Below are 8,006 nucleotides of genomic sequence, written 5' to 3'. Positions count from 1 at the left end.
TTCTTGAGCAGGTAGTAGGCCACCGCGCCCAGGATGCTGCCCACGATGCCGCCCGCCCCGCCGGAGAGGCGGGTGCCGCCGATCACGACCGCCACCACGCTGGCGAGGGTGAGCGGGCCGCACACCCCGGCCGGGGCGGGGTAGCGACCATCAAACGCCTGTCCCCTGGGGCGTGGGGCTGTAGTTGGCCTGCGGGAGGGGCACAACCCCAGTGGATGATTTATCCCAACAAGGCGTCTTGCGTTTTGCGTACGACGTACGACGTACGACGCACGACGTACGCCCCCCGACCCGCGTCTTGCGCTCGGCGTCCGGCCACCGACAACGGCCAGCCCCTAGCCCCGCAGGCGGCGCTCGCGCCCGTACACCGCCAGCAGCACCAGCAGGATCAGGCCGTAGGTGATCTGGCGGCCGAACTCGGGCAGGCCCAGGGTGATGAGCAGGCTCGAGACCAGCGTCAGCACCAGCGCCCCGGCCATGGTGCCCGCGTAGCCCCCCGTCCCCCCGGCCAGCGCGGTGCCGCCCACCACCACCGCCGCGATGGTGGGCAGGGTGTACGGGTCGCCCAGGTTGATGAAGACGTTCTGCAGGTAGCCCAGCAGCACGAAGCCGCCCAGCGCCGAGAACATCCCGGAGAGGGCGTAGGTCAGGATCAGCATGCGCTCGACCCGCACCCCCGAGAGCCGCGCGGTGGTGCGGTTGGCCCCGATGGCGTAGAGCGCCTTGCCGTAGGCGGTGCGCTGGAGCAAGAGCGTCACCCCCACGCCCAGGATCACCCAGATGAACACGTCGCCGGGGATGCCCAGGATCCAGGGGTCGGAGATGATGCTCTTCATCACGGGCGGGGTGGCCCCCTGGGGGCGGCCGCCGGTGTAGACCAGGATCAGGCCCTTGACCACGCCCATCATGCCCAGCGTCATCACCAGCGGCGGGATCTTGACCCAGGCGATGCCGACGCCGTTGACCAGCCCGATCAGGAAGCCCACCCCCAGCGCGATCAGCAGCGCGGGCAGCAGCAGGGCGTCGGAGCCGCCGGTGAAGCGGTAGATGACGATGGCCCCCAGCGTCACCACCGCGCCCACCGACAGGTCGATGCCCTCCCCGCCCGAGAGGATCACCAGCGTCTGCCCGATGGCGACGATGCCCAAGAAAGCCGCGATGCGCAGGATGTTGGTGACCTGGCCGTAGTCGGCGAAGCCGGGGCGCACGAGCTCGCCCAGCAGCAGCAGCACGACGGCCAGCCCCACCGCGATCATCGGGGGGGTGCGGAGCAGGGTCGGGAGGGGGTTGGCAGGAGGGGTCATAGCCAGTTGTCAAAGGTTGGGGGTCGCGCGGGCGCGTGGCTCGTAGCCTTTGGCCGACGGCTCCACCTCCCCCTCACGGCTGCCTCCGCACCAGGCGCAAGAGCCCCGGAGCCGCCAGGGCCAGCACGATCACGGTGCCGTCGATGAGGGTCTGCCACTGCGGGGAGAGGTTGAAGTTGAACACCGACAGCGCCACCACGTTCTTGAGCAGGTAGTAGGCCACCGCGCCCAGGATGCTGCCCACGATGCCGCCCGCCCCGCCGGAGAGGCGGGTGCCGCCGATCACGACCGCCACCACGCTGGCGAGGGTGAGCGGGCCGCCGATGAGGGGGTCGCCGGTGGCGATGTCGGCGGTGAGGAAGAAGGCCCCCAGGCCGGTGAGCAGTCCCGCCGCGGCGTAGGCGCCCAGCCGGGTGCGCTCCACGGAAATGCCCGAGGTGAAGGCCGCCTGGGGGTTGCCGCCCACCGCGTAGAGCGCGCGGGCCCAGCGCGTGCCCAAAAACCAGGCCCACGCCAGCAGGATCGTCAGCACCGCCCACAGCGAGAAGGGCACCAGGAAGTAGACCCGCACGAAGTCCTGCAGCACGGTCGGCACGTTGCCCCCCGGCTGGGGCAGCACCCACAGCGCCAGCCCGCCCCAGATGAAGGAGGTGGCGAAGGTGGCGATGATGGGCTGCAGGCGCAGGTAGGCCACGCAGAAGCCGTTGACCGCGCCGGCCAGCGTGCCCACCAGCAGGCCCAGGGCCACCCCGCCGAAGGTGCGCAGGGGGCCGGGGTCGGGCTCCAGGCCGAAGGCCTGCACCATGACCACGCTCGAGAGCGTCAGGATGGCCCCCAGGCTGAGGTCGATGCCCCCGCCCAGCACCACCACGGTCTGGCCCACCGCCAGCAGGATCAGGGGCAAGTAGGTGCGCAGGTTGTTGGCGAAGGTGCGGGGGGTGAAGAAGGCCGGCTGGAAGAGGGCGGTGACGACGAGCCCCAGGATCAGCAGGATCAGGGCCAGGGCGTAGGGCTGGGCGAGGAGGCGGCGCAGGAGGGTCATAGGGCGGGATCCGGTTGCGGGCAGGGGTGACGCGGGCGGAGGGGGCGTGTGGCTCGAGGCCGGCGGCAGGGGACGGGGCCTTTCCCCGCGTCAGGGCTCACCGCTCACCACCTCCTTCACGCCTAAGCTGGCGCGGATCAGGCGGTCGCGGGTGAGCTCCGCGTGGCTCAGCTCGGCGGCGACGCGGCCCTCGAGCAGCACCAGCACGCGGTCGCACAGGCTCAGCAGCTCGTCGTCGTCGGAGGAGTAGAAGACCACGCCCATGCCCTGCGCGCGCAGCTCGGCCAGCAGTTGGTAGAACTCGGCCTTCGCGCCCACGTCGATGCCCTTGGTGGGGTCGTCGAGCAGCAGCACCCGGGGCGCGCGCAGCAGCCACTTGCCCAGCACCACCTTCTGCGCGTTGCCGCCGGAGAGCGAGGTCACGCGGTCGTCGAGCGCCCCGAACTTGAGCCTGAGCTTTTCGCCCACCTCGAGCGCGGCCCGCCGGGCTTGGCCTAAGTCGAGCAGCGGGCCGCGGTGGTAGCTTTTCCAGCTCGGCAGCAGGAAGTTTTCCAGGATCGAGCGCGCCGCGAGCAGCCCCTCGCGGTTGCGGTCGCCGGGGACGTAGGCCAGCCCGGCTTGCATGGCGTCGCTGGGGTGGCGGAAGCGGCGGGGCTGCCCCTCCAGCCATAGGCTCAGGTCCTGGCCCGGCAGGGCCCCGAAGAGGCTGAGCAGCAGCTCGCTCTGCCCCTGCCCGTGCAGCCCGCCCAGGCCCAGGATCTCGCCCGCGTAAAGCGCGAGCTCGAGCTCGCGCAGCTTGCGACCCCGCCGCACCCGCAGCCTCAGCAGCGGCGACGTGCGCCAGGCCGGGGCGAGCGCCCCGGCCTCGGCGCTGTGCAGCGCCCGGCTGGCCTCGCCCGAGATCAGGCCGATGAGCTCCTCGCGGCTGGTCTCCCCGATGCGCACCTCGCCCACCACCTGCCCGTTCCGGAGCACGGTGGCCCGGTCGGCCACCCGGAAGATCTCCTCCATGCGGTGGGTCACGATCACGATGCCCCAGCCCCGGGCCTTCCACTCCCCGACCAGGCGGAACAGCCGATCCACCTGCCGCCCGTCCAGGCTGGCGGTGGCCTCGTCGAGCACCAGCACCCGCGGCTCCAGGCTCACCGCCTTGAGGATCTCCACCAACTGCCGCTCGTCGGGGGGCAGCTCGCCCACCGGCGTCCCGGGCGCGAAGCGCGGCCCGGCGACGTCCTCGAACAGCCCCAGCAGGGCCTCGGTGCGCGCGCGGGCGGCCCGGGCGTCCACCCGCCCGAAACGGGCCGGGGGCTCGTGCCCCAGCCAGAGGTTGTCCTGCACGCTGAGGTCCTCGACCAGCGAGAGCTCCTGGTAGACCACCGCGATCCCCGCGGCGCGGGCCTCGAGCGGGCTGCGGAAGCGCACCGCCTGGCCCCCCAGCCGGATCTCGCCGCCGTCGGGCGCCACCGCCCCGGCCACCACCTTCGCCAGCGTGGACTTGCCGCTGCCGTTGGCCCCCAGCAGGGCGTGCACCTCCCCGGCCCGCAGGCCGAAGCTGGCCTCCTGCAGGGCGACGGTGGCCCCGTAGCGCTTGCTCACGCGCAGGGCCTGGAGCAAAAGGGTCTCACTCATGGCGTGGCTTTGCCGTCGCCGCTCTCGAGGGGCCGGGGCCGGGGCGGGCCCTGAAGACCCGCCCCGGCGGTTCGCGGAAGGCCGTGAGCCGTGAACGCGAGACCACGAACCACCCGCCCCGTCCCCGGCTACTTGAAGTACGCGTTGGCCTGGGCCTGGGTCAGGTAGCCGTCCATGGTGTAGGTGTCGGCCTTCTTCTTCGCCAGCAGGTCGGCGAGGGTCTTGGCGAGGGTGCTGTCGTCGACGCGGGCGGGGATGGGCACGTAGATGGTGTTGTTGTAGGGGCCCTTCAGCACGCCGTCTTTGAGCTGCTTGCCCTGGATGAGGTTCATCACCACGCGCAGCCCCGAGGCGCCCACGCCGGGCGGGTTGGCCAGGCCGTAGGAGCGGAAGTCGGGGTAGCTCTTCTTGATCTCGCTCCACAGCTTCATGTAGCCCACGTAGGCCTCGCCCGAGACGACGGGCATCTTGCGGGGCTTGGCCGCGATGAGCGCGCGCAGCACGCCCTGGCCCATGCCGTCTTGGGTGAAGATGCCGTCGATGTTGGGCTGGGAGGCCAGGATGGAGGAGAGCACCTGCTGGGCCTTGGCGTGGTCCCAGTCGCCGTTGGCGGTGTTGAGCACCTTGATGTTGGGGTAATTCTTCAGCGAGTCGGCGATGCCGGCCTCGCGGGCCTCGTTGGCGGGGTGGCCGTCGATGCCGTTGATCACGACGACGTTGCCCTTGCCGCCCAGGGCCTTAGCCAGCCAGTCCATCTTGTCCTTGGCCCAGGCCCGCTGGTCGATGGCGACGTTGACGGCGGTGGGGGCCGAGACCTCCTGGTCCACGACCACCACCTTGATGCCCGCGTCGGTGGCCTCGCGGATGACCTGGTTGAGGCCGGTCTGCGAGTTGGGGTTGATGATGATGCCATCGACCTTGGCGTTGATGAGGTTGCGGATCTGCTGGATCTGGCCCTGCACGTCCACGTCGGCGCTCTGGATCACCAGCTCGACGTTGGTGCCGGCTTTCTTGTACTCCTCGACCACCTCGCGGATGCCGTCGAGCATCTGGGTGCGCCACTCCGAGCCCACGAAGCCGTTGGAAATGCCGATGCGGTAGGTCTTGGCCTGGGCCTGGGCCGGGCTGAGGGCCAGCAGGGCCGCGCCCGCGAGGGCTAACGCCGAGAGACCGAGTGCTAAGTGCTTGAGCTTCATCTTTTCCTCCTGGGGTGGATTGCCTCGAGGCCGGTGGGAGCGCTAAAACCTGAACTCGATTCTCGAATCACCTCCTACGTCCAATGCACGGAAGGCAGCTTCCGGACCCGACCGGGGATCTTGGCGACGCCCTCGCTGGCCGCGGCGACGGCGGCGAAGCAGAGCGCGAGGCTGGATAGGTTGGCCCTGCCCCCGTTGGAGGGCTCACGGCCTTCTTCAATAGCGCACAGAAGCTCGCCCATCGTACCCTGGAAACCTTGCTGGAACCAGTGGCCCTCGAGCGCGGGGACCGCCCGGCCCTGCGCGGTGTGGAGCTCGAGGGACTGCCGGCCCAGGTCGGGCCCTGTGCTCAGCAGCGAGCCCCGGCTGCCGCCGACGTAGGTGCGGTCCAGCGGGCCGTGCTTGAGGTGGGCGTCGAAGACCAGCGAGGCCTGGCCGCCCTCGAGCTCGACGATCGCCTGCGCGAGCATGGGCGGCTTCATGGCCTGCCCCGCCGCGAAGGCGCGCGAGGCCTGCACCCGCCGGGCTCGAGCGCCCGCCAGGCTGGCGAGGAAGTCGAACCAGTGGATGCCGAAGTCGAAGAGCACGAGGTCCTCAAGCTCCTCGAAGCGGGTCCCGGCGGTCCAGGTGTGGTCCCAGTGCACGCCGCAGTGCACGCTGAGCACCTCGCCCACCAGCCCGGCCCCCACCGCCTCGCGGATGTAGGCGAAGTGCGGGGCCCAGCGCCCGTTCTGGTTGACCGCCAGCTTCACGCCGCGGGAGTCGGCCAGGTCGCACAGGCGCTCGCCGAGGTCGAGGTCGAGCACGAAGGGCTTCTGCGAGAGCACGTGCTTGCCGGCCTCGAGCGCGGCCTCCGTCAGCGGGGCGCGGCCTTCGGGGTGGAGGGTGAGGTCGAGGACCTCGAGGTCCTCGCGCCCGAGGAGCTCGTAGGGGTCGGTGCAGACGGCGGCCTCGGGGAAGAACTCGTCGCGGCGGGCTCGGGCGCGCTCGAGGTGGCGGTCGCACAGCGCGGCCACCTCCAGGCCCATCGCCCGGTAGGCCGCCAGGTGGTAGCCGCTGATCCCGCCGCAGCCGACGAGGCCGACGCGGGGCCGGTAGCGCTTGGGCCGGGGCGGGCCGTAGGGCAGCTCGGGGGCCGCGGCGGTGGCGGCGGCCTGGGTCTGGAGGGCGTAGTCGGAGGCGGTGGGCTCGCTCACGGCTCCCTCCCCCGCGGCGCGGCGCTCACGAGACCAACCTCACGGTGCGCTTCTCGCGGGCCGACAGCACCGCGCTATCGACGATCTGCTGCCCCACGCGGCACAGGGCGGGGTCGAGCGGGCCGATGGGGTCCTCGCCGGTCTCGAGCACGTGCAGGAAGTGGTTGACGGGGTTGTCGTGGGGCGCTTGCAGGGTGTCCACGCTGACCTCGTGGGTCTCGCGGCGGGCTCGGGTCTGCAGGCGCACCACCCCCTCGTAGTCGTAGCTCGAGAGCGTGCCCTCGCTGCCGACGAGCACGAAGCCGCACTTGGGCTGGGGCTGGGTGACCCAGGGGTCGGTGAAGGTGCCCCAGCGGGTCTCGTACTTGGAGAGGCCGTAGGCGTAGCGGCAGACCGTGACCGAGTGCTCGTCCACCTCCAGGCCCTCGCCGCCCCAGGCGGTGGTGGTGACCTCGAGCGGGGCCCTGCCGCCGTGGAACCAACTTCCCAGCGTCACGCCGTAGCCCAGGTAGTCCAGCAGCGAGCCCCCGCCCGCCGCGCGCTGGTACCACCAGGAGCGGGGCTTCTCGCGCCGCACCTCCTCCTCCGTGACCTCCACCTTGTCGGCGCGGTGGTAGAGGGGCCCGCGGTTGCCGTCGTAGAAGTGCACCTCGAGCACCTCCCCGATGGCCCCCTCGTCCAGCAGCCGCTTGGCGGTGCGGTGGGAGGGGTACCAGGCCAGGGGCCAGTTGACCACCATGCGCCCGCCGCCCCTCGCCATGGCGGCGATCATGCGGTCGGCGTCGGGGAGCGAGGCGGCGAAGGGCTTCTCCACCAGCACGTGCACGCCGTAGGGGGCCACCCCCTCCACGCAGTCGGCGTGCCGGGCGGTGCTGGGGCAGAGGATCACCACGTCGGGCGCGGTGGCCTCGAGGCACTCACGGAAGTCGGTGAAGACCCGCTCGCGCGGGATGGCGAAGTTGGCGACGGCCCCCTCCATGCGCGCGGGGTCCTCGTCGGCGATGCCCACGATCTCGGCGTTGGGGTGGGCGTGGGCCAGCCGCAGCAGGTCGCCCATGTGCATGTGGTCGAAGTTGACGCCCGCGATCCTCCAGGTCTTCGCCATCACCGCCCCCCCGTCGCCCCGCCCGCCCGGCCGGCCTGCTCGAGCGCCCACACCGCCGCGCCCGTCAGGCCTGGCTCCTCCAGCGCCGCCGGGACGACCTCGACCGCCCGGCCGCCCAGGGTGCGGGCGTGGCGGGCCACGGCCCGGCGCATCGGGCCGAAGAGCACCTCGCCCGCCTTCGCCAGCCCGCCGCCGACCACCACGCGCTCGAGGCCCAGCACGCCCAGCACGTTGCTGATCGCCACGCCCAGCACCTCGCCCGCCCGCGCCCAGATCTCCACGCACTCCTCCTCCCCGCGCCAGGCGGCCTCGGCCACGGCCTTGGGGGTCAGCTTCTCCAGCGAATTCCCCACGATCTCGCGCAGGATGGGGGCGCGCCCGCCGCGCAGGGGCCGGGCTGCCGCCGCCACGACGGCGGGCCCCGAGGCGTACACCTCGACGCAGCCCGCCCCGCCGCAGCCGCAGGAGGGCCCGTGGGGGTCGTAGACCTGGTGCCCGAACTCGCCCGCCGTGCCGTAGGCGCCCAGGTAGAGC

At 71.9% G+C, this 8,006-nt stretch carries 7 protein-coding genes; all 7 read right to left on the bottom strand.

Translation table 11 applies throughout. The annotated features are described in order from the left end of the window. Positions 1 to 335: 335 nt before the first annotated feature. Positions 336 to 1,304, bottom strand: a complete 969-nt coding sequence (locus tag Mterra_RS16685; RefSeq protein WP_119316188.1) for an ABC transporter permease — start codon at positions 1,302 to 1,304, stop codon at positions 336 to 338. Between the two features lie 73 nt (positions 1,305 to 1,377). Further along, entirely contained in the window at positions 1,378 to 2,346 is a 969-nt protein-coding gene (locus Mterra_RS16680; RefSeq protein ID WP_119316187.1) for an ABC transporter permease, read from the bottom strand. A 90-nt stretch (positions 2,347 to 2,436) separates the two neighbouring features. Next, positions 2,437 to 3,975 carry a sugar ABC transporter ATP-binding protein gene (locus Mterra_RS16675; protein ID WP_119316186.1) on the bottom strand — a complete coding sequence of 513 codons (1,539 nt, stop codon included), beginning with the start codon at positions 3,973 to 3,975 and terminating at the stop codon, positions 2,437 to 2,439. Positions 3,976 to 4,103: 128 nt separating this feature from the next. Next, positions 4,104 to 5,171, bottom strand: coding sequence for a substrate-binding domain-containing protein (locus Mterra_RS16670; protein WP_119316185.1), 1,068 nt, complete (start codon positions 5,169 to 5,171; stop codon positions 4,104 to 4,106). A gap of 74 nt (positions 5,172 to 5,245) precedes the next feature. Further along, positions 5,246 to 6,367 (bottom strand): Gfo/Idh/MocA family protein, encoded by a 1,122-nt coding sequence (locus Mterra_RS16665; protein WP_119316184.1) that lies wholly within the window; start codon positions 6,365 to 6,367, stop codon positions 5,246 to 5,248. 25 nt (positions 6,368 to 6,392) lie between these two features. After that, positions 6,393 to 7,472 carry a Gfo/Idh/MocA family protein gene (locus Mterra_RS16660; RefSeq protein ID WP_119316189.1) on the bottom strand — a complete coding sequence of 360 codons (1,080 nt, stop codon included), beginning with the start codon at positions 7,470 to 7,472 and terminating at the stop codon, positions 6,393 to 6,395. Further along, the coding region (locus tag Mterra_RS16655) for an ROK family protein (RefSeq protein WP_119316183.1) at positions 7,472 to 8,006 on the bottom strand (535 nt) is incomplete at its 5' end. The genes Mterra_RS16655 and Mterra_RS16660, both read right to left, overlap by 1 nt.

Origin of the sequence: Calidithermus terrae (assembly GCF_003574345.1) — a bacterium.
Taxonomy (GTDB): Bacteria; Deinococcota; Deinococci; order Deinococcales; family Thermaceae; genus Calidithermus; species Calidithermus chliarophilus.
Note: the sequence above shows the minus strand (reverse complement) of the source record. Positions and strands in the feature narration are given on the sequence as shown.

Excerpts from the sequence above, each read along its gene's own strand:
- Mterra_RS16680 (WP_119316187.1), bottom strand. The coding sequence starts at position 2,346 with ATGACCCTCCTGCGCCGCCTCCTCGCCCAGCCCTACGCCCTGGCCCTG.
- Mterra_RS16670 (WP_119316185.1), bottom strand. The coding sequence starts at position 5,171 with ATGAAGCTCAAGCACTTAGCACTCGGTCTCTCGGCGTTAGCCCTCGCG.
- Mterra_RS16660 (WP_119316189.1), bottom strand. The coding sequence starts at position 7,472 with ATGGCGAAGACCTGGAGGATCGCGGGCGTCAACTTCGACCACATGCAC.
- Mterra_RS16685 (WP_119316188.1), bottom strand. The coding sequence starts at position 1,304 with ATGACCCCTCCTGCCAACCCCCTCCCGACCCTGCTCCGCACCCCCCCG.
- Mterra_RS16675 (WP_119316186.1), bottom strand. The coding sequence starts at position 3,975 with ATGAGTGAGACCCTTTTGCTCCAGGCCCTGCGCGTGAGCAAGCGCTAC.